The 23,646-nt window shown below is 32.9% G+C and carries 18 protein-coding genes; 9 read left to right on the top strand and 9 right to left on the bottom strand.

Features of this window, described 5'->3' with window-relative positions:
* Positions 1-91: 91 nt before the first annotated feature.
* On the top strand, positions 92-1,045 hold the full coding sequence (locus BM053_RS01240) for an acetyl-CoA carboxylase carboxyltransferase subunit alpha (RefSeq protein ID WP_091473110.1): 954 nt from the start codon (positions 92-94) through the stop codon (positions 1,043-1,045).
* A gap of 151 nt (positions 1,046-1,196) precedes the next feature.
* Positions 1,197-2,747, top strand: a complete 1,551-nt coding sequence (gene dnaB, locus BM053_RS01235) for a replicative DNA helicase (protein WP_091473107.1) — start codon at positions 1,197-1,199, stop codon at positions 2,745-2,747.
* A 71-nt stretch (positions 2,748-2,818) separates the two neighbouring features.
* Here the strand turns inward: dnaB and BM053_RS01230 are convergent, their stop codons facing one another.
* The 3 genes from BM053_RS01230 to BM053_RS01220 form a co-directional block, all read right to left on the bottom strand.
* A complete protein-coding gene (locus BM053_RS01230) occupies positions 2,819-4,990 on the bottom strand; it encodes a LamG-like jellyroll fold domain-containing protein (RefSeq protein WP_091473105.1) in 2,172 nt (723 codons plus the stop codon).
* A gap of 180 nt (positions 4,991-5,170) precedes the next feature.
* A complete protein-coding gene (locus BM053_RS01225; protein WP_091473101.1) occupies positions 5,171-7,897 on the bottom strand; it encodes a LamG-like jellyroll fold domain-containing protein in 2,727 nt (908 codons plus the stop codon).
* Positions 7,898-8,046: 149 nt separating this feature from the next.
* Positions 8,047-10,737: a beta strand repeat-containing protein gene (locus BM053_RS01220; protein ID WP_091473099.1), complete on the bottom strand. Its 2,691-nt coding sequence runs from the start codon at positions 10,735-10,737 to the stop codon at positions 8,047-8,049.
* A gap of 182 nt (positions 10,738-10,919) precedes the next feature.
* On the opposite strand from BM053_RS01220, the gene BM053_RS01215 reads away from it, so the two are divergent.
* From BM053_RS01215 to trxB, 3 genes are all read left to right on the top strand, one after another.
* Complete coding sequence (locus BM053_RS01215; protein WP_091473095.1) at positions 10,920-12,923, top strand: tetratricopeptide repeat-containing sensor histidine kinase; 2,004 nt, start codon at positions 10,920-10,922, stop codon at positions 12,921-12,923.
* Positions 12,923-13,549 carry a response regulator gene (locus BM053_RS01210; RefSeq protein ID WP_091473093.1) on the top strand — a complete coding sequence of 209 codons (627 nt, stop codon included), beginning with the start codon at positions 12,923-12,925 and terminating at the stop codon, positions 13,547-13,549. Before BM053_RS01215 ends, BM053_RS01210 begins: the two co-directional genes overlap by 1 nt.
* 97 nt (positions 13,550-13,646) lie before the next feature.
* Positions 13,647-14,594, top strand: coding sequence for a thioredoxin-disulfide reductase (trxB, locus tag BM053_RS01205; protein WP_091473090.1), 948 nt, complete (start codon positions 13,647-13,649; stop codon positions 14,592-14,594).
* A 68-nt stretch (positions 14,595-14,662) separates the two neighbouring features.
* Here trxB and BM053_RS01200 read toward each other — a convergent pair whose 3' ends face one another.
* The 6 genes from BM053_RS01200 to BM053_RS01175 all read right to left on the bottom strand — a co-directional run bounded on the left by BM053_RS01200 (position 14,663) and on the right by BM053_RS01175 (position 20,008).
* Positions 14,663-15,499: a GIN domain-containing protein gene (locus BM053_RS01200; RefSeq protein WP_091473088.1), complete on the bottom strand. Its 837-nt coding sequence runs from the start codon at positions 15,497-15,499 to the stop codon at positions 14,663-14,665.
* A gap of 75 nt (positions 15,500-15,574) precedes the next feature.
* Entirely contained in the window at positions 15,575-16,315 is a 741-nt protein-coding gene (locus BM053_RS01195; protein ID WP_091473086.1) for a head GIN domain-containing protein, read from the bottom strand.
* Positions 16,316-16,341: 26 nt separating this feature from the next.
* Positions 16,342-17,418: a M23 family metallopeptidase gene (locus BM053_RS01190; protein WP_167357262.1), complete on the bottom strand. Its 1,077-nt coding sequence runs from the start codon at positions 17,416-17,418 to the stop codon at positions 16,342-16,344.
* Positions 17,419-17,425: 7 nt separating this feature from the next.
* On the bottom strand, positions 17,426-19,132 hold the full coding sequence (locus tag BM053_RS01185; protein ID WP_091473081.1) for a PspC domain-containing protein: 1,707 nt from the start codon (positions 19,130-19,132) through the stop codon (positions 17,426-17,428).
* A gap of 5 nt (positions 19,133-19,137) precedes the next feature.
* Positions 19,138-19,467, bottom strand: a complete 330-nt coding sequence (locus BM053_RS01180) for a PadR family transcriptional regulator (RefSeq protein ID WP_091473079.1) — start codon at positions 19,465-19,467, stop codon at positions 19,138-19,140.
* A gap of 76 nt (positions 19,468-19,543) precedes the next feature.
* Positions 19,544-20,008, bottom strand: a complete 465-nt coding sequence (locus BM053_RS01175) for a DUF4870 domain-containing protein (protein WP_091473077.1) — start codon at positions 20,006-20,008, stop codon at positions 19,544-19,546.
* A 184-nt stretch (positions 20,009-20,192) separates the two neighbouring features.
* Here BM053_RS01175 and BM053_RS01170 point away from each other — a divergent pair, with 184 nt between their 5' ends.
* The 4 genes from BM053_RS01170 (at position 20,193) to dnaJ (ending at position 23,571) form a co-directional block, all read left to right on the top strand.
* Positions 20,193-20,645: a DUF4442 domain-containing protein gene (locus tag BM053_RS01170; protein WP_091473075.1), complete on the top strand. Its 453-nt coding sequence runs from the start codon at positions 20,193-20,195 to the stop codon at positions 20,643-20,645.
* An 81-nt stretch (positions 20,646-20,726) separates the two neighbouring features.
* Positions 20,727-21,635 (top strand): TIGR01777 family oxidoreductase, encoded by a 909-nt coding sequence (locus BM053_RS01165; protein ID WP_091473073.1) that lies wholly within the window; start codon positions 20,727-20,729, stop codon positions 21,633-21,635.
* 196 nt (positions 21,636-21,831) lie between these two features.
* Positions 21,832-22,404, top strand: coding sequence for a nucleotide exchange factor GrpE (locus tag BM053_RS01160; protein WP_091473071.1), 573 nt, complete (start codon positions 21,832-21,834; stop codon positions 22,402-22,404).
* 45 nt (positions 22,405-22,449) lie between these two features.
* The gene (dnaJ, locus tag BM053_RS01155; RefSeq protein ID WP_091473069.1) at positions 22,450-23,571 is read left to right on the top strand and encodes a molecular chaperone DnaJ; all 1,122 of its coding nucleotides are present in this window, start codon (positions 22,450-22,452) and stop codon (positions 23,569-23,571) included.
* Positions 23,572-23,646: the final 75 nt, after the last annotated feature.

Below are 23,646 nucleotides of genomic sequence, written 5' to 3'. Positions count from 1 at the left end.
AAGAAACTGATTTTTTCAATCTTTAAATTTTTCAATCTTTAAATTTAAAACTATCTTTGCTTTTCAAACCTAAACAAAATACAAAAATCTTATGGAATATTTAGATTTTGAATTACCTATAAAAGAACTCCTAGAACAATTAGACAAATGTCAAATAATTGGAGAAGAATCTAGCGTTGATGTTACAGAAACCTGCAAACAAATAAACCAAAAATTAGAAGATACCAAAAAAGATATATACGGAAACCTGACCGCTTGGCAAAGAGTACAATTATCTCGCCATCCTAGTCGTCCTTATACTTTAGAGCATATTACCAACCTTACAAAAGGTACTTTTCTGGAGCTTTTTGGCGACAGAAATTTCAAAGACGACAAAGCCATGATTGGTGGTCTAGGAAAAATAGGAGACCAGTCTTTTATGTTTGTAGGACAACAAAAAGGAATCAATACAAAAATGCGTCAATTTCGTAATTTTGGTATGCCAAATCCAGAAGGTTATCGTAAAGCATTACGATTAATGAAAATGGCAGAAAAATTTAATATTCCTGTAGTTACATTAATCGATACTCCTGGAGCATTTCCAGGAATTGAAGCAGAAGAAAGAGGACAAGGAGAAGCTATTGCAAGAAATATTCTTGAAATGGTAAGACTTAAAGTACCAATTATTTGTGTTATTGTAGGAGAAGGAGCATCTGGTGGTGCATTGGGAATAGGAGTAGGAGATAGAGTGCTGATGATGGAAAACACATGGTATTCGGTAATTTCTCCAGAATCTTGTTCTTCTATTTTATGGAAAAGTTGGGAATACAAAGAACAAGCAGCCGAAGCATTAAAACTGACTTCTGCCGATATGAAAAGACAAAAATTAGTCGATGATATTATTCCAGAACCATTAGGCGGAGCGCATTATGATAAAGTAACTGCTTTCAAAACGGTCGAAGAATATATACTTAAAGCTTTTAACGAATTGAAAGACTTATCAACAACCGATTTAGTTTCTCAAAGAATGGACAAATACAGTAAAATGGGCGAATACAACGAGTAAAATCGCACTTTATATATAAAAACCGTCTTGTTAGTAATAAGGCGGTTTTTTTGTGTTGTTAACAGAAAATAAAAGTTGTTAACACAAGTTATTCACAATCTAATGATTGTTTTTATTTCAATTTGATGGTATTAAAACCTAAATTCGCAACATGGAAAATTTCAAAAACATAAACCCTGTAAGAGTAGATAAAACTACGATTATAAACCTAGAAAAAGGAAAGCTGCCACCGCAAGTTCTCGATTTAGAAGAAGCTGTGTTGGGTGCTATGATGATTGACAAAAAAGGGGTCGATGAGGTTATTGATATTCTTCAGCCTGACGCTTTTTACAAGGACGGGCACAAATATATTTTTGAAGCCATCGTTACTTTATTTAATGATTCTCAACCGGTCGATTTGCTTACAGTTTCTGCTCAATTGCGAAAAATGAGCAAACTAGATTTGGCTGGTGGCGATTTTTATCTGATACAACTTACCCAAAAGATATCATCTTCGGCGCATATCGAATTTCACTCAAGGATTATTTTACAAAAATACATTCAAAGAAGTTTGATAAAAATATCTTCAGAAATTATTGAAGAATCGTACGACGAAACTACCGATGTTTTCGATTTGCTAGACAAAGCCGAATCAAAATTATACGAAGTAACGCAAGGAAATATAAAACGAAGTTCCGAAACTGCACAAAGTTTAGTAATTCAAGCCAAAAAACGTATCGAAGAAATTGCAGGTAAAGAAGGACTTTCTGGAATTGCAACTGGTTTCGAGAAATTGGACAAAGTAACTTCTGGCTGGCAACCGTCCGATTTAATTATTATTGCGGCTCGTCCAGGTATGGGAAAAACCGCATTTGTCCTATCAATGGCGAGAAATGTCGCTATCGATTTTGGTCATGCCGTAGCATTATTTTCTCTAGAGATGTCTTCTGTTCAGTTAATAACACGTCTTATTTCTTCAGAAACAGGTTTGTCTTCGGAAAAATTAAGAACAGGAAAACTCGAAAAACACGAATGGGAACAATTAAGTGTTAAAGTAAAAGATCTCGAAAAAGCACCATTATATATAGATGATTCGCCGTCGCTTTCTATCTTCGATTTGCGTGCCAAAGCCAGACGTTTGAAATCTCAGCATGATATAAAAATAATTATTGTCGATTATCTTCAGCTGATGACTGCTGGAGGAAACGGAAAAGGACCAGGAAATCGTGAGCAAGAAATCTCGACTATTTCCCGAAATTTAAAGGCTTTGGCCAAAGAGTTAGAAGTTCCCGTAATTGCACTTTCGCAATTATCGCGTGCTGTTGAAACTCGTGGGTCGAGCAAAAGACCTTTACTTTCTGACCTTCGTGAATCTGGAGCGATTGAGCAAGATGCCGATATCGTTTCGTTTATTTATCGTCCTGAATATTATAAAATTGATGAATGGGATGATGATGAACACTCACCAACACAAGGTCAAGCCGAATTTATTATAGCAAAACACCGTAATGGTAGTTTAGAAAATGTCCGTCTGAAATTTATTGGAAACTTAGGTAAATTTGACAATCTTGAGGATTATTCGGGAGGTGACGATTATTTGCCATCGACTATGAATTTAGGTCATGACGACAATCCTTTTCAAACTAAAAACTTACCATCTGCTAATGAAGCTTTTGGAAGTAGTTCTAATAATTTTGATGACGATAGCGATGTTCCTTTTTAGGAAATTTATTATAAAACAAAAAATGAGGCTTCTTTTTAGGAAGCCTCATTTAGTTTAAAACAGTTTTAAAACTATTGTTTTATCAACTTCATCATTTTAGTTTGATTGCTATCATTAGTCACTTTCATTAAATATAGTCCACTTGGATAATTACTTAAATTTAGTTTTGTAATGCCTAAATCTAAATTTTCAGATTTGATGATTTTTCCTATCAAATCATAAACAACTATATTACCTCGTGTTTCACTATTTATTGAAAACACATTACTTGATGGATTAGGATATACGGATAATTTTGATGAGAATTCAAAATCATTCACGGCTAAATAAGTAGAACAAGTATTCCCTGTTGTAACGCCACCAGTTCCTGTCCAATTTGAAGTTGTTCCTGTAAGTGTAAAATTGCTTAATGTTCCAGTATTAGTATTTCCACTAGAATCTGTAAGTGTAGTTATTGTAGTATTACTTGCGTTATCAATTCCTTGATTAAATTTATAATAAGCAACTAATCCTGTTTGACCAGCACCCAATTCACAATTTAAATTATTTTGAATTTCAGCTTGAGGCAAAGCACGATTCCAAACACGGACTTCGTCCATTTTTCCTTGAAAAATTTCGCCATAACCATTATTTCCCATTATAATAGGAGCAGTACTAGCGGGTAAGGTATATGATGGAGTATTTGTAGTACCAACATTAACACCATTAACATATAATTTTAATGTTACCCCATCAAATACCATAGCAACGTGTTGCCAAGTATTAGGAATAACTGTTCCTCCTGTGACAACGTATGTTCCAAAACCAACAAAGCAATTAAAATTAGTTCCATTTGTGCGTAAATCGAATTGGGTAGGTAAACCACTTCCATGGTTACAAATAACTGTTTTTATACCTGTTGTATTAGTTGTTTTTACCCAACCTTCTACTGTAAGTTTATTAGTTCCGCTTAATACAGTTGTTATTGCATTTCCAAAACTTACTTGGTCATTCACTCCATCAAAATCTAATCCAGCACCATTAATATTTACTTGAACAGATCTTCTCAGACTTTCGCAACCTGATATAGTTTGAGAAACATAATACAAACCGGTTACTAATGGAGTTGTACTTACTAAAGCAGCTCCACCTGTTGAAACTGCATACCATTTTAAAGCAGTTCCTGTTGCTATAAGATTGGCAACGGTAGACCCTGTATTAAAAGCTTGAGGGGAAGTAGCCGTTGGTATAGCCGTTGTATTTACTGTCACAATCACAGCCGTTCTAGGGCTTTCGCAAGTTCCAGTAGTTTGTGTCACATAGTAAGTTCCAGTAGCTAATGCTGTTGTAGAAACCAAAGCAGTTCCGCCAGTAGCCACATTATACCATTTGATAGTGGTACCTGTAGCTGTTAAATTGGCAACTGTTGAGCCTGTACAAAAAACTTGAGGACTTGTAACCGACAAAGGAGCTGGGCTCATAGTTCCAGTAGTCACACCTCCTGGTGTTACCCAGTTTGAGGTAGCTCCTGTAAGGGCAAAATTAGTAAGTGTTCCAGTATTTGCATTACCACTAAAGTCTGTTAAAGTTGTAATAGCTGCATTATTTGCTAAAGCAATTCCTTGATTAAATTTATAATAGGCTACCAGTCCTACTTGTCCAGAAGGTAATTCGCCATTCATGTTGTATTGAATTTCACATTGTGGTAACACTCTATTCCAAATGCGAACTTCATCTAATTTACCTCCAAGTTGATTTGAGGCTGCATCATAAGAACCAAGTCGTAAAGCACTACCACCTATAAAAGGAGGTACACTTGTATTTGTTGAAACTAAAATTCCATTTTTATATAATTTCATCGTAGTGGTTGCCACATCATAAGTCAAAGCAACATGATACCAAGTATTGACTACTATTGGAGTTGGATCTTGCACTGCATTCCAAGTACCATTGTGTCCCGCAGACAATCTGTTTCCATAAGTAGTTGAAGGATACAGCGCATGTTGCCCATCTGAACCTCCAGAAATAAGATTGTTTTGAAGTCCTAGGTTTGAAACATAAAACCAAGCTTCTTTAGTATAAGTTGCGGGCATGATATTTCCCATTTGTACATAATCATTTGCACCATCAAAAGATAATGCTGCGCCTGCTTGGCTAAACATAGTATTGCTTAATAAAATAAAAGCCAAAGTGGTTATTATTTTTGTAAAAATTTTTCTTCTTATTGAAGCATGATTTTTTGTTTTAAGTACATTTTTTTTCATAATTTATTTTTATATTAATGTTAGAAAGAATAGATTACTTCAGTAATCCTTTAAATCAGATTACAAAGTTGGTGTAATAGAAAATGAATTCATATAGGGGGAAACCCCTGAATTTTAGCAAAAAAATAAGGCTTCCAAAATATTTTTTGGAAGCCTTATTTCATTAAAAACTAATTAAATTTACTGTTTAATCAATTTCATTGTTTTAGTTTGATTGCTATCATTAGTAATTTTCATTAAATAAATACCTCTCGGATAATTACTTAAATCTAATTTTGTAATCCCTAAATCGATAGTTTCAGATTTGATTATTTTTCCAATTAAGTCATAAACTACAATTTCACCACGTGTATCACTATTTATAGAAAATACATCACTTGACGGATTAGGATATACCGATAATTTTGATGAGAAATCGTAATTATCTGTACTTAAAAAAGGAGAGCAAGTATTTCCAGAAGTAATAACTGATCCCGATTTCCAGTTAGATGTGGTTCCTGTTAGTGCAAATCCGTTTAGTGTTCCGTTTAGATTATTACCGCTCGAATCGGTCAAAGTGTTTATTGTTGTATTGTTAGCAATATCAATTCCTTGATTGAATTTGTAATAAGCCACCAAACCTGTTTGTCCTGCTGGTAATTCGCAATTCATATTATTCATGATTTCAGTTTGTGGTAATGCACGACTCCAAATACGAAGTTCTTCATAATCTGCTCCTGTAAAATTCCCAGAAAACAACTTATTTATAAGTAAACTTCTCCCCGCATTATTTACCGCAATGTTACCAATTGGTATGGTGTTTTCTAAAACTCCGTTTACATAAATTTTAAGATTAGTTCCTTCTCTAACACCAGCAATATGATACCATGTGTTTAGGTTTAAGTTAGTTGTTGCAGCACAAGCATAATATGTTGTGCCAGATTCAAATACAAAATTTGGCTTGTTATTTGACGCACCATCTTCTCTTAATATTAATCCCCACTCGTTACTACCTGCTGTAGCGGCTGTGTTCCATTTGTTTACACCACCATAAACATCATTGTTTTTTTTATTTACCCAATATTCGACGGTAAAATCATTTGCACCAAAATCTAATAAAGCATTGTCGTTAACTTCGACATAATCACTATTGTTATCAAAATTTAAAGTATTTGCGAGTATATAAGCAAAACAAGAATTTCCTGTTGTTACACCACCTGGAGCAACCCAGTTAGATGTTGTTCCGTTTAAAGCAAAATTATTTAAAGTTCCAGTATTAACATTTCCGCTAGCATCTGTTAAAGTTGTTATTGCACTATTATTGGAATTGTCAAAACCTTGGTTAAATTGGTAATACGCAATTAAACCAGTTTGACCTGCAGCTAATTCGCAATTCATATTATTTACAATTTCAGCTTGTGGTAAACCTCTGTTCCAAATACGTACTTCATCAATTCCACCACTAAAATATTCAGCATTATTGGTAGAGCCAATACGAAAATTAGTATTAGTTACTGTATGTACTCCTGGAGTATCTGAGCCTATTACAACTCCGTTTACATATATTGTACGAGTAGTTCCATCGAACGAACAAGCCACGTGGTACCAAGTATTTAAAGCAAAAGCATAGTTTACTGTTAAATCTTGATCCCACCAATAGTTTACTAACCCCGTTGGTGATAATCTGAATGCGTTACATTGATTATCCACTCCCCAATTTCCCCATCCAACAATTCCTCTTTCTCCAAGAGCTGAAGGTTTTATCCAAGCTTCGATGGTATAATTAGAATTTCCAATTGGCAAGTTAGTTGGAGCTGTTACACCTACATAATCATTTGCTCCATCAAAATTTAGCGCAGCAGCTGGAGTACTCATTTTGTGTACAAAAATATCTTGACCACCAACTGACGTAAGATTGGAAACCCCAGCATTTGGGTCAAAATCGACTGTTCCTTGAAAAGAACCTGTGGTATATACATTTCCTGAAGCATCTACAGCAATTCCATAACCTATATCGTTAGTAGTTCTACCCATTGCTTTTGCCCAAACCAAATTGCCCGAAGCATCTAGCTTAGAAACAAAAATATCGGCACCACCAGCCGAAGTAAGATTATTTGTTCCTGCATTAGGGTCAAAATCGGCAGTTGCTGAAAAACCTCCTGTGGTATATGCATTTCCTGAAGCATCTACTGCAATGCCATAACCTATATCGTTAGTAGTGCTACCCATTGCTTTTGCCCAAACCAAATTACCATTCGCCTCTAGTTTAGAAACAAAAATATCTTGATTACCAGCCGAAGTAAGGTTTGTAGTTCCTGCATTAGGGTCAAAATCGACTGTTCCTGCAAAAACCCCTGTAGTATATACATTAGCAGACGCATCTACAGTAAAGCCATAGCCAATATCATTACTAGTGCTACCCATTGCTTTTGCCCAAACAAAATTGCCCGAAGCATCTAATTTAGAAATAAAAATATCGTAGCCTCCGGCCGAAGTAAGGTTTGTAGTTCCTGCATTCGGGTCAAAATCTACAGTTCCTGCAAAGCACCCTGTAGTATATACATTTCCTGAAGCATCTACAGCAATACCATAGCCAATATCATTACTAATGCCACCCAATACTTTTGCCCAAACTAAATTGCCTGTGGCATCTAGTTTAGAAACAAAAATATCAGTACTCCCAGCCGAAGTAAGATTGGCAACCCCAGCATTAGGGTCAAAATCGACTGTTCCTGCAAAAAACCCTGTAGTATATATATTGCCTACCGCATCAACAGCGACGCTTCGGGAAATATCATTACCTGTACTACCCATGGTTTTTGCCCATGCCAGAGTGGTGTTTTGTGCTTGTGTTGTTGCACTGCTTAGTAGCATAAAAAACAAAAGTAGGGCTAGTGTTTTTGTTTTTTGAAGTAGTCTTATGTTCATAAATTAAAGTATTAAATTGATTTTTAAAACGGAATAACAAAGATGACTCTAATTAACAGAGAATCATATAAGGGGAAACCCCTGAATTTCAAAATAAAAAAATGGACTAACCAAATAGTTAGCCCATTTAAAATAAAGAAGTTTTAAAACTATTGTTTAATCAATTTCATTGTTTTTGTTTCATTTTTATCATTAGTAACTTTCATCAAATAAATACCACTCGGATAATTACTTAAATCTAATTTTGTAATCCCTAAATCGATAGTTTCAGATTTGATTATTTTTCCAATTAAATCGTAAACAACTAGGTTACCACGAGCATCACTGCTTATAGAAAATACATCGATTGATGGATTTGGATAAACAGAAAAATTTGAATTAAAACTAAAACTTTGATTTCCTAGAGTTCCTGAAAATTCTGATGCCCCAATATCTGGCGTGGTTACATCTCTTGTAACTCCGAAAAAATCGTTAGTGATTGACGGAGTAGAAATTGGCATACCAGCATTATTGGCAACCGATACTACACCATCTGCCAATCGTAAAAAATCTACATTAGAACCAACTGTGCTTGTAAAAGGGGTTGTGGTTTCGGTAACAGAGTTTTGGTCACGCGTTGCCATTCTGGTTTTGAAAGCAGCAAGTGTTGTATCAGTGTTTGTACCATCGGAAAAAATAACAGGTGCAAAAAGCAAATTATTGTTTGATGAGGTGTCATAAGTAGTTGCAAAATTAGTACAATATAGTGCTCTTGCGTTTCCTGTACCAGATACTACCGATTTGTTAATAAATATATTGTTTCTAGAAATTAACGTTCCAGACGAGTTAAAGAATACCACATTAGAACCTGAATTTGGTCCATTTTTTACTGTTTCGTTTAACAAAATAGTATTATTATACAAGCTCATACTTCCATTGGTAATAAATCCGTTTACCCCATTTGAAGAAGTTGAATTGGGTGCTCTTAAATCTGAAATTACATTATTGTAAAACGTTGCATTTCCTGCCGAAGTATAAATCCCTCGGCTTGAACCTAAAGTAGAATTAGCAGAAAGATTATATATTTTATTATTGAAAACCTTATTGGTAGGAGAATCCAAGCGTATGCCAGACACGGAACTTCCAGCAGTTGCATTGTTACCAGAAATATTAAGACTATAAATACTGTTGTTTCCTATTGTAACTGTACCAGTTACACAATATGCTCCATAAAAATTGGAACCACCTGTACCACCTGTACTTGTAGCAAAATTGAATATTTGATTACTACTTATTGTTTTTATTCCTGAACTTCCTGCATCATAAATCCCATAAATACTTCCTGTAAATGGAATAGAAAGGTTTTTGATTGTATTGGAATCTAAATTCGTATTTGGACTAGTAGAATTCAGCCCATAGATATTTCCTGTTGAACTTGTTGCCGAAAATTTAAGATTGTCTATAATATTACCAAAAGCATTCCAGTTAGCCGACCTAATTTTCATGCCAGATAAAATACCACTAGCGCCTGTTCTATCAAAATTTCTGATGTTATTACCATTTGTATTTACAGTGGGAATAGTTGATGTATTTACAATACCATTTATTTCTCCTGTTCCTGCTAAAGGAACACCTGAAATCCCTTCGACTGTGTTGTAATTCATATTTAATACAGTAGGCAAAGCACTGTTAGATATCCCACTAATAGCTCCAGTTGTACCGTTTGCATAGCCTAAATTTACAGCATTATCGCTTATACTTATTGTTCCTGTACCAGCACCTGCACTATTGTTTATAGCATACAATATTTCGGTTCCGCTTCCGCTTTGTAGCTTTATAGTATTGTAAGTAATGTTTACATTGGCGTTATTTCCACCAGATGGTAAAAATATTCCATATAAAGTATATAGTGTGTTTACGCCTGTTCCTGTATTATTGTCTATTATGTTATTGGTAATTAAAATATTCCATTGGTTGGTTGCGGTTATACCAGTTGCAAATGAGGCTGTGGTTGCACCACCACCAAAATTTCGAATTGTATTTGAGTTACCAATCTCGTTATTATAGTCATCGTTAGGTGAAATATTTGCAAAACCAGATAAATGAATACCATTATTACCACCATTTATTGTATTTCCTGCTATTCGATTATTAGAATTGGCTCCCGAAACACTAGTTGGTACTAGAGAGGTTATTGCTGCCGTTGGTGTCGAATTGACCATAATAATTCCTGTTGCACCAGCTGGCATAGGACCACTTCCTGCTGCAAAATTGACACGTTGCATATTAATGTTGTTACTTAATAGGATATTGTTGTTACACCCATCGGTGGCACTGGCTTTAAACAAACCAATACCAAATTCCATAGTGGCAGGGTTGGTCGTGTTGCCATCTACAAGCGAAAAATTACGAAAATCGATATAGTTTGCTCCAACAAGTTTTACCATTCCATCTGGACTAGCGCTAGAAGGAGTTGCTGTTCCTAAACCAGCATTTATCAAAGAACCATTTCCGTTAATCATAACATTATTTGTTGCAGACAAAACTGGGTTTAAAGTTGCACTACCAATTGTGAATCCTTTTGGTGGTGCAGTTTCAGTGCCATAAGTAAAGGCAGTCATATAAACAGTACCTGTCATTCCTGTAACGGCATTTAAAGCATTTAACGCATCAGCTAACGACGGATAGCTTGTTGCTAAATTTGGCGTAGTGTTAGTGTTGTTTTGCACGGTAATGGTAATTTGTGCGCTTGTTTTTGTAACGCTTAGTACTATAAAAAACAATAGCATAGCCAATGTTTTTGTCCAATATTTTCCTTTTTCAAAGGATTTTTTTTGGTTTTTGAGTAAGATTCTGTTCATAAAAATTGGTTTTTAAAATTAATTAAGTTTTTGAATTTTTTGATTATGTGTTTTAGTCCCTATAATTCAGATGACAAAGTTGACCTAATAGAAAATTAATTCATATAGGGGGAAACCCCTGAATTTTGACAAACACTTTTTTATGCGATTTAATTAGATACTTTTGTTAAAAAAATATACAAATGTTTAAAGACACCATAAAATCGTCCAGACTTCTTTTGCTACTTGCTGTTATCACTTTATTATATGCTTGTAATGAAAAGAAAGAAAATGGAGTGGTTTTTGTAAAAGAAATTCCAGCTCAAGAAGATACTACCAAAGCCTATTTACGTAAAGTAGAAAACTACAAAAAAGATAAAAAATATTTATCGGTTTTATATAAATACTATAATCAAAAAATTGCAGAACAAAACTATGTAAGTGCTGCTGAAATTTTAGATATAGCCTGTATATATCTAGCCGATTCTTATGATTTTAACGAAAACTTTATGGCTACAATCAAAGAATTTGATGCTAAATACAGAAAGGAAGTGCCAGCCCTAAAAACCACTTTTGTAGATGCTTATTTAGCTAATTATTATTTTGATAAATCCAATTTAAAAAAAGCGAGTGACTATTTTAAAAACATCACTTTATTAGAACCTAATGACTACAATAGTTGTTACAATATTGCCAGAGCTTATTATGATTTATCCTATATATATTATATTACGGGTAAACAAAATTTAAGCTTAGCTGCCAATCAGAAATCTTTTGAATACTTTACTAAAATTAATAATCCTAAAGGATTGGCTTTTGTTTATTCAAATTATTCAAATATTTACACAGCTATTGGTGATAAAAAAAGAGCTATTGATAATGCAGATAAAGCTATAAAATCCTATAAGAGCATTGACAATACGTATAATGTTTACATCGGTTTGATTAATAAAATTTCCATATATGATTTTATGAATGATTCTCGAAAAACAGAACTTATCGATTCTACTTATCAGGCGTTTATTGATAGTAAAGATGAAAGTAAAATATTAAAACTTAAAATATTTGATTTTAAAATTGAAAATTTAGTACAAGCGAATAAATTACCCGAAGCTAAAGAAGTAATTGACGAATTGAAACCAATAGTTGAAGAAATTAATTCTGATGATTTAACCTTAGAATACAAAGTTGCCTTGGCACAATATGAAATAAAGAAAAATCCAAATTATTCCGAGTTTGAAGATATTAAAAAAGCATTACCAATACTAATAACCAATCAGCAATACGAAAAAGTAAATATGTTTTATGGTGTTTTACAAACAAGTGCGCTTCAAAATAATGATTTTAAAAATGCTTTTACTATCGAAAAAGATAAACGAATAATTGCAGATAGCATATCTGATATTGCAACAAGAGGGAAAATAGCTGAGCTTGAAGCTATATATGAAACCCAAAAAAAAGAACAACAAATCACACTTCAAAAAACAACAATTTTAAATAAAAATACAACAATTGCACTTTTAGCCTCACTGTTTCTGGGACTATTTCTAACAGTGGTGGTTTATATCACTCGACAAAAACAGAAAAAATTAAAATTAGAAAAACAAAATGCACAACAATACACCAAACAATTATTAGAAAAAACCGAGGAAGAACGCAAACGTATTGCTAGCGATTTGCACGATAGTGTGAGCCACGAATTATTAAGTCTAAAAAATTCGTTTGAAGAAAAAACAGATGTTACCAATAATAAAATAGATGCCATTATTAATGACATTCGTATTATTAGTCGAAACTTGCATCCAATAATGTTTGACAAAATTGGATTAAAAGCAAGTGTCGAACAATTAGTCGAACGTGCACAATCTGTAAATGATTTTATGGTAACAGCAGATGTTGATTATAACAATTCCTTATCTATAAATGATGAATTGCAAGTGTATCGAATTATTCAGGAAGCATTGTCTAATATTATTAAATATGCCAATGCAGTTGCTGCAAAAATTACAGTTTCTCAAAAAAACAACACTCTTTTTGTAGAAATAAAAGACAATGGAAAAGGATTTAATGTTACCGAAACATTAAACGGAAAAAATGCATTTGGATTGCATAATATCATTGAAAGAAGTAGAGCAATAGGTGGAGAAGCAAAAATTATATCAGACAAAAACGGAACAATTATCTCAATTGAAATCAAAAAAGTATAATGAAAATATTAATTGCAGACGATCATCCATTTACTTTACAAGGAACAAAAAGCTTTTTAGAATCTTACGGTCATAAAGTAACCGATACTTGTTCTAACGGAGTTTCAGCTTTAAATTTAATTACACTTCATCAACCAGATATTGCTATTTTAGATATAAATATGCCAGGTCTAGATGGTTTAGATGTTGCCAAAAAAGTACAAGAAAGCAAACTAAAAACTAAAATTATTTTGCTTACCATGCACAAAGAAATGACCATTTTCAAAAAAGCTAGTGAGTACGGAATTTACGGATACATTCTTAAAGAACATGCCCAAACAGAATTAGAAAAATGCTTGCTGGAAGTAAAAAAAGGGAATCGTTATGTGAGCGAATTCCTCGAAGATGATCTAGTTGTAGATAATAAGAATAAGAATAACAATGATGACCTTGCTAAACTAACCTTATCCGAAAGAAAAATTATCGAACTCATTGCCCAACAAAAAACAAGCAAACAAATTGCAGAATTATTGTTTCTTTCTGAAAAAACAGTAGAAGGTCATCGTAGTAATATTATTGAAAAATTAGGTTTACCAAAAGAAAAAAACACCTTACTAATCTGGGCAATCCAGCATATAAAACAATAAAAGTATTTTTCTATAAATAAATAAGTTTTTTCAATTTATTAAAGAGTAAATTTTTTATAATAAAGTTTACATTTGCATCTTTATAAAAATATTCATTATGTCCGATACAATCGAAAAAATAAAATGCCTAATTATAGGTTCAGGTCCTGCAGGTTACACGGCAGCAATATATGCTGCTAGAGCAAATATGAACCCCGTTTTATACCAAGGAACTCAACCCGGTGGTCAGCTTACAACAACAAACGAAGTAGAAAATTTTCCAGGAAACCCAGAAGGAATAACTGGGCCAGAAATGATGGTTGGTTTAGAAGAACAAGCCAAACGTTTTGGTACTGATGTTCGTGATGGTTGGGCTACAAAAGTCGATTTTTCTGGTGGTATTCATAAAGTTTGGATAAACGACACAAAAGAATTACACTGTGAAACAGTAATCATTTCGACTGGAGCAACTGCGAAATATTTGGGAATCGATTCAGAACAACATTATCTAAAAACTGGTGGTGGCGTTTCGGCATGTGCAATTTGTGACGGATTTTTCTATCGTAATCAAGAAGTTGTTATTGTTGGTGCAGGAGATTCAGCTTGTGAAGAAGCACATTATTTATCTAAAATGTGTAAAAAAGTAACCATGTTAGTTCGTAGTGAGCAATTTAGAGCTTCGAAAATTATGGAAGCTCGTGTTCGCAAAACCGAAAACATTACAATCTTAATGAACCACGATACTGTCGAGGTTTTAGGAGATGGTCAAGTGGTTACTGCTGTTAAAGCAAAAAATAAAACCACTGGAGATATTTTTGATATTCCAGCTACTGGTTTCTTTGTAGCCATTGGTCACAAACCAAATACCGATATTTTTAAAGATTATATCACTCTTGACGAAACTGGTTACATTGTAAATATTCCAGGAACTGCTAAAACTAATGTTGCTGGTGTTTTTGTTTCTGGTGATGCTGCCGATCATGTTTACAGACAAGCAATTACTGCTGCAGGAACGGGTTGTATGGCTGCGTTAGATGCCGAAAGATATTTGGCTGCAAAAGAATAACGAAAAATAGATTCATAAAAAAAATCCCACTTCATTGAAGTGGGATTTTTTTTATGAATATGTAACAATTACTTCACTACTTTTTTATACAAAACAGCTTCGTCTCCAAACTTTTTTAGCTCTATTTTTGGTTCGCCAAATATCGAAATTTCCGATTTTCCCGCAGCAGAGATAGACAAACTTCCATTTGTGTAAATACTACATTTTGTGCTACTTTCGGTGGTTAAATTAAGCATTTTTGAAGTTAATTTCTGACCGTCATAAGTGGCATTATTATCTAAACGGAGTTTCATTTCTGTAACTTCACCATCAATAATTGCTTCAGATTTCTGGTACATATCAAATTTTAATTTATTCACAGAAATATGTGCTTTTATTTCAGCAGTTTTACTCATTTCTATAAAGGCATCTTCACTTTTTAAGTTTAGTTCTACTTTCGATTTGTCGTTTGCTAGCAAAGTAAAATTAGGAGCATTTGCATTAATAACTGTCTTGCTATAATCGTAAGTTTTTATAGTAATATTTTTTAATCCTAAATCAGAAACGGCATTTAGTTTTGCTTCGTGTTTTACTGATATTAATTTTAAACTATCGGTATAAGTAACTCTGATTTCTAATTTTTTGAAACCCGAAATTTCTTTATTTGTATTTAAACGCAAAGAAGTACCATAAGTTTGATGGTTGATAGCAGTGTGCAAATTTTCGTCAGTTTCTACATCGATACTGTTTTTATCACCTTTTACTAAAAAAACTTCAAGATTGTCTTCGATTTCAATTTCTGTAAAAGCAGCAATTTCTACTTTTTCGACAGTAACTATTTTAGATCCTTTTACTTTTTCCTTTTTCTGGGCAAAAGTTATTGTAGTTAATAAGATTGTAAAAATAAGTAGGATATTTTTTTTCATTTTCAAATTTGTTTATCACAAATATAAAAAAATCATTCACTTTTGATGAATGATTTTAATAAATTTAAATTTATTTTACTCTTTGTCTACGCTTCCGCCAGAATTTTCTTCGATAGTTAAACTTTTAGGAGTTTTAGAATATGTTATAGAGCTTGCGCTCGATGCGTGTGCTTTTAGTTTCAGAATTGGATTTACAATTGTTGTGCTTCCACTCGAACTTTGAGAATTTATATCGTTGGCTAGTAAATTTTTGGCATCAATACTGCTCGCGCTAGATGAGGCTGTTGTTAGTTCTAGCGCTTTGCCTTCAATGTTTAAATCACTTCCGCTAGTGGCTTCGAGTATAATTTTGTCGGCTTCAATATTCGCATCTAAATTACTTGCACTACTGGATTTTAAATAAATAATATTACCTTTTATAATGTTTTTAGTAACTAAAGAAGAAGCACTTGTAGTTTCTAAACCTAAAATTTCTGGTATTTGAACTCTGATTTTTCTAGATTTCACATTATTATAATTATTGTATTTTGATGATATTTTTAAAACACCATTAGTAACAGTAGTAATAATTCCGTCTTGTAAATTATCATCGGCTTCAATTACTACTTTTTGATCATTTCCTTGTGTTACTTCGCAATCTAAACCTTGGCTTACTTCAATTTTTGTAAATGTTGCTAAGTTTCTTTCTCGTGTAACAACATGACCGCTTCCGGTGATTTTTTCGCCTAATTCTATGTCATATTTGCAAGAATTAAATAATAGCGCAATGCATGCTGCAATTACTATTCGGACTAAATGAACCATTAGTTTTATCATGATTATTTGGTTTTTAGTTGTTTGTTTTATTTTGATTGAATGATATCACCTGTATTGACAGTTCCTTTTTTGATTTCTTTTATTTCTGATCCTAAAATCAGATTAAAATTTGTAAAATAAGAAGGAACTCCTTCTGCATCATGGTTTATATTGTTTCTCACTTCGAAATGCAAATGCGGGAAAAATGAACTTCCACTTGTTCCGATCGAACCAATTTTCTGACCTTTTTTTATTTTATCCCCAATTTTAAAAGCTACAGAACTTTGGTTTTTTAAATGACCGTACATGCTATAAACATTGTCATTGTGCTTGATGACTACATAATTTCCGTACAATGCCAACGGATTGTCCTTTAGAGCCGGAATGTCAAATTGTTTGTTGTCTTTTTGATTAGTTTCTACAGTTACAATTTCCCCATCGGCAACTGCAAGAACATCATTTCCAAATCCGAACCAATCTGTATCATTCTCACCTTTGTTCGCAAATTGCTTGTTTTCAGTATTTAAAACTACAAAATCATACGCATATCGCATAAAATTTCCTGTAAATCCTAATTGATGAATAGGAGCAAACTCATAATTAAATCGACGGTGATGCGAATTCAAATCATGACCATCATAAATCAATAATCTGCTTTTTAAGGGTAAATTAAAATCTTTCAGTTGTTCGTAATCTTTCGGAATAACGGTGTTTTTAACTTCAATATTATTATTGAAAGTGAAAGTATATTCCAACTTGCGAATCACCAAATTTACTTCTGGAAACGGATTGAACAAAATGTTTTTCGCCATACCATTCCATTGAATTTCCGGAATGGTATTTATACTTGGCGCTGTACCGTTATTGTCTAAGAACTTTTGTTGAACAAGAACATTATTTTTGTCGAATGCTTGAACCTCCAAACGTGTTAATATCAAAGTGTCTTTTGAACTATTTTCAATAACAAAATCGAAATTCAAATGGTATTGATTGCTGTTTTTTTCTTTTAAAGGTTGTTCTGGGTAATGTACAATTTTAATATTATTTTGTGCATTACTATTTATACTTGCTAAAAAAACTACAGATGCTAAAAGACTGTTTTTTAAATTTAATAAAGATTTCATTTTTAAATTATTTGGTTTTAATGATAATTCCATCTTCATTTATTTTAAGCTCTTTTATTTCTTTTGAATTTGAAATCACAGTGTCATTTTTAATTTTCACACCGTCTTCATCAATAGTAACAGTTGCAGTATGTTCATCGTCTTCGTCCTCGTCTTTTTCTATCGGACAGTTTAAACATTCTACTTTGTCAGTTCCCACTTTGTAAGCATAATTTGAATCGTCTCTTGATTGGAAATAATCCCAATCTGAATCATTATAACGTTCTACAGAAGCATCTGGTTTTAGCAAAGTTCCTTTTGGTAAATACAAGTACAATGCTACTTCCTGACCACGATATTTGCTTTTTACATCGGCTAACAAATAATTATCAAGAATCAATTGGTTTCCTTCAATTTTGAATCCGTAGTTTATTTTTTCGGCTCTTTGTTTTGCTTCAGTAAAAGTTTTACCATTGGCTCTTTTTTCGATTTGAATAAATGGTAACTTTTCGTCAGTTGGCATAATTTCGATGCTCACATTGTTAGAATAAATCAAATTGTTATTGGCTGAATCCTGAACGAATTTAAAATCTTCACGATTATCAATCGATTTTGTGTAATAATCATTGTATCTGAATTTTACAAAAAGCGTATCGGTTGGCTTGATATTGATGATTTCTTTTTGAACTACTTTGTTTTCGAAAGCGATTTCAGTAGCTGTACGAACTCCTAAAGTGATTAATACTCCAATGGCTAAAATCCAAATAGCTAATAATGTATATTTTGCAATATTTCCAATAGATTTTAAGTTGCTAACTAATATTTTTAGACCTAAAATAAGTAGAAAGAAAAATGGAATTCCGATTGCTAAAACGGTTAGTAAAGCAACAAACCACATTGACGTATTTGTATAGTTGAAAGTGTTAAAATAATCCATCCATGGCACACTTAGAAACGAAGTAGAACCTACGGTAAACAAACTTATTATTAGACAGATTAACATTGCTGAGGCAATTATAACTATTAATGCACCAATAAATTTAGCAAATACACTGAATATAGAAACTAAGACATCACCTAAAGAACTTCCTATTTTTCCGGCAGCTGTTCCTACTTGGCTTCCCATTTTTCCGTAATCGGCATTTTTAAATTTTTCAGAAACATTTTCAAATTCTTCCTTTACTTTCTTTTCTATATTAGAAATGTTTATAGGTTCTCCTTGCATTTCTAATTTTTCAGTTGTAGTTACCGCTTCAGGAGTTACCGCCCATAAAATAATGTAAGCCAATATTCCTGTTCCAAAACCAGCAAAAACCAGTAGTACTAAAATAATTCTTATCCATACAGGATCCATACCAAAGTAGTGTCCTAAACCAGATGCAACACCTCCAATAATACCTGATTCTTTGTCGCGATATAGTTTTTTTGAACGAGTTGAAGCAGAAGTGTAATTCATTTGAGTTGAATTGTCGTCTTCAATTTTATAGTCCTCAGGTTGTCCCATAACGGCTATAACATCGTCGATATCTTTTAGACCAATCACTTGTTTTTCAGAAGTTAATTTTTCTGAAAAAAGTTCCGAAATCCTACTTTCAATATCGTTCATGATTTCGTCACGACCGTCGCTAGAAAGAGATCTCTTTATAGCATCAAAATAGCGATTTAATTTCTGATAGGCGTCTTCATCTATGTGAAAGAAAAAACCTCCTAAATTCATATTTACTGTTTTGTTCATGGCTATTATTTTTGGATAGTTATAATGTTTACTGCATCAGACAATTCTGTCCAAGTGCTATTTAATTCGTTTAAAAATGTTTGTCCTTCTTCTGTCAATCCGTAATATTTTCTTGGTGGTCCAGAAGTAGATTCTTCCCAGCGATAGCTGAGTAACTCATCGTTTTTAAGCCTGGTAAGTAAAGGATATACTGTTCCTTCTACAACCAGTAGCTTTGCGTTTTTTAAGGTGTCTAAAATTTCTGAGGTGTATGCTTCTTTGTCTTTTAAGACCGATAAGATACAAAACTCGAGTACACCTTTTCGCATTTGCGCTTTCGTGTTTTCAATGTTCATAGATTTTCTTTTTTAATGATTAAACTGTTCATTTTTTGATTGATTTTTGATTTGCCTTTCGGCTGATGATTGAAACTTATTTTAGAAAATTAATAGTTAACGGGTATTTAAAATATTCTCCTTCATTGGTTTTCATAGCACCATATATGATTAGGAAAAATTCGGCGATTTTCATAAAACAAAATAATCCGATGGCAATTAAAGCAATGGTTACAATGCCTGTAATGTTTCCAGTAGATAATTTTTCGATTAGAAAATTACCATTTTCAATTTCGTTAAAACTTACATTATTGAATATCGAAAACAATAAAGTAGGAATAGAAACGATTAATAACAGAATTGAATATAATAACATGCTTAGTTGAAAATTCAAAACTTGCTTTCCGTTATGATTTATAAATTCCGATGAATCTTTTTTGCTTCCCCATAACACAATAGGTAAAATATAATTTCCAAAAGGAATAAAATATTTTGTCAAAGCACTCAAATGGATAAATGAGGCGTAATTTTTTTCTTTGTTTGATGTTAGAACTGCTTCCATAATTTTGATTTTTTTGATGATAAAATAAATAGTACTTTCTTTTAGCTATTAATTTCTTATGCAAAGATACGGTTAAAAAAAGCTATTATGCATTACAAAGTACTAAATATTAACATTTATTTAACAATTAAAAATATTATGCGTACATAGTATTTTTTTGTACATTAGCGAAAAATATAGCGTTATGGAGTTTTCAGCATCAAATTTAAATAAATTTTTATTTTTCAAATTACCATCAGCTTTTTGGTCTGGAGTTAGAGCAAAAAGCATTACCGAAACACAATGTGTTGTTTCTGTAAAGCACCGTTGGGTAAATCAAAATCCATTCAAATCGATGTATTTTGCAGTACAAGCAATGGCTGCCGAACTCACAACAGGAGCAATGGTTATGCTACATATTCAAAAAAGTAAGCGGAACATTTCTATGTTAGTGGCTAACAACAAAGGAAATTTCACCAAAAAAGCCACAGGAAGAATCACTTTTACTTGTAACGACGGGCATCTTATAGAAGAAGCAGTAAAAAAAACTATCGAAACTGGAGAAGGTCAAACTTTCTGGATGAAATCGATAGGAACTAACGAAAAAGGAGAACAAGTTTCTGAAATGGATTTCGAATGGAGTATTCGACTGAAATAAAATAATTTCAACAATAGTTAAATTCTATACAATTAATAAATACTTAAGACAATCATTTATTAATTTTAAATAAAAATTAGAATGAAAGTCCTTATTACTGGTGCAACTGGTCTTGTCGGAACGGCGCTTACCGAATTGCTGTTGCAAAATGGTATAAAAATTAATTATCTAACAACAAGCAAAAACAAAATCGAACACCAACCCAATTATAATGGGTTTTACTGGAGTCCTGAATCTGGAGTTATCGACGAAAATTGCCTGATAGGTGTAAAAACAATTATACACTTAGCAGGAGCAAGTATTGCAAAAAGTTGGACGCCAAAATACAAACAAGAAATAATTGAAAGCAGAGTATTATCAGCAAACTTATTATATAGTGCTTTAAAAAATAATCCACACCAAGTAAAACAAGTCATTTCGTCGTCAGCTATAGGAATTTATCCAGATAGTTTAAAAAATTATTATTCTGAGGATTTTACAAAATTTGAGGATACATTTCTTTCTAATGTAGTTGTGAAATGGGAAAAATCCGTAAATCAAATCGAAAGATTGGGTATAAATGTTTGTAAACTTCGAACTGGTTTGGTTCTTTCTACAAAAGGCGGTGCGCTTCCTGAAATATTAAAACCCATAAAGTTAGGAATTGGTGCTGCATTTGGCTCAGGAAAACAAATGCAATCTTGGATACATATTCATGACTTAGCCAATATGTTTTTGTTTGTGATACAAAATAATCTTCAAGGTGTGTATAATGCAGTGGCTCCATCACCAATTACTAACTATGAACTGAACTATACAGCGGCACAAATTTTAGAAAAACCTTTCTTTATGCCAAATGTTCCTCGATTTGTTATGAAATTAATTTTAGGAGAAATGCATACCTTACTTTTCGAAAGTCAAAATGTAAACGCACAAAAAATAAAAAATGCTGGTTTCGAATTTCAATACAAATCAATACAACCGGCTCTAAAACAACTTCTAGAAAAATAAAAAAGCGCTTGCCGCAACAAACGCTTTTTTAGTATGGTGAATTAATAATTGTATATAAAAAGGTATTGTATAATTTCTACTTATTATTTCCAAATTTAAAAAATTAATCACATTTTTCTCTTAAAATTATATTAAAGTTTTTAATGACAATTTGACATTGTTTTATAATTGGCAGTAATTTTGCAATGGGTAAAGAATGTTTCAAAATATATTTAAAAATAAATCAAAGATGACTACTGAGAATACTGAAATTGATAAAGAGTTAGATGAAATAACATTAGAAGAAAATGCTAATGGTGAGCAATTAATCATAGAAGAATTAAGCGCTGAAGAACAATTATCTAAAGATTTAGCGCACGAAAAAGATAAATTTTTACGTCTTTTTGCTGAATTTGAAAATTACAAAAAACGTACTACAAAAGAAAGAATAGACTTGTTTAAAACTGCCAATCAAGAAGTTTTACAAGCCATGTTGCCAGTTATGGACGATTTTGACAGAGCTACTGTCGAAATTTCTAAATCTGAAGACGAAAATCTAGTAAAAGGAGTAGAACTTATACATACAAAACTAAAAGATACTTTATTTTCTAAAGGATTAGAGGTTATGGAAGTAAGAACTGGAGATGCTTTTAATGCCGATTTTGCTGAAGCAATTACACAAATTCCAGCGGGTGACAAACTAAAAGGAAAAGTAGTTGATGTAATTGAAAAAGGTTACAAATTAGGTGATAAAATCATCCGTTTTCCTAAAGTAGTTATTGGAAATTAAATCAAATTGTCACCCTGAGCAGAGTCAAAGGGTAAAATTATAAAGATGAAAAAAGATTTTTACGAAATATTAGGCATCACAAAAAGTGCAAACGAAGCCGAAATAAAAAAAGCTTATCGCAAAAAAGCAATCGAGTTTCACCCTGACAAAAATCCTGGTGATGCTGCTGCCGAAGAAAAATTTAAGGAAGCAGCCGAAGCTTATGAAGTGTTAAGTGACGCACAAAAGAAAGCGCAATACGACCGTTTCGGACACCAAGCCTTTGAAGGTGGTAACGGTGGTGGAGGCGGAGGTTTTCACGGCGGCGGAATGAACATGGACGATATTTTCAGCCAGTTTGGAGATATTTTTGGTGGTGGTGGTTTTGGCGGATTTGGTGGCGGTGGCGGAGGTCAACGTCGTACTAAAGGAAGTAATTTGAGAATCAAAGTCAAATTAACGCTAGAAGAAATTGCCAACGGTGTCGAGAAAAAAGTTAAAGTAAAACGCAAAATTCAGGCGCAAGGAGTTTCATATAAAACATGTTCTACTTGTAATGGTCAAGGTCAAGTAATGCGCGTAACCAATACTATTTTGGGTCGTATGCAATCGGCTTCAACTTGTCCAACTTGTGGAGGTTCTGGTCAAATTATCGAGAAAAAACCAGCCAATGCCGATGCACAAGGAATGATTTTAGAAGACGAAACAGTTTCTATAAAAATCCCTGCTGGTGTTGTTGATGGAATGCAACTAAAAGTTTCTAACAAAGGAAACGATGCGCCAGGAAACGGAATCCCAGGTGATTTGATTGTTGCTATCGAAGAAATAGAACACGAATTCTTAAAGCGTGAAGGCGAAAATTTACATTACGATTTGTATATTAGTTTTGCCGAAGCAGTTCTGGGGGTTTCTAAAGATATTGAAGCCGTAAACGGAAAAGTTCGCATTAAATTAGAAGAAGGAATACAATCAGGAAAAATTCTCCGACTAAAAGGAAAAGGAATTCCTAGTATAAATAGTTACGGAAACGGAGATTTGCTAGTTCATGTAAATGTTTGGACGCCAAAAACGTTAAACAAAGAGCAAAAGCAATTCTTTGAAAGTAATCTTTCAAACGAAAATTTTGTTCCGAGTCCAGAAAAATCAGAAAAATCATTCTTTGAGAAAGTAAAAGATATGTTTTCATAATTTATAGAACGGGTTTTATATCCGTTTTATTTTTTTTCCCATCCTAGTGAAAATTAGGGTGGGTTTTTTGTAACA

This window comes from Flavobacterium swingsii (assembly GCF_900111965.1).
Taxonomy (GTDB): Bacteria; Bacteroidota; Bacteroidia; order Flavobacteriales; family Flavobacteriaceae; genus Flavobacterium; species Flavobacterium swingsii.
Note: the sequence above shows the minus strand (reverse complement) of the source record. Positions and strands in the feature narration are given on the sequence as shown.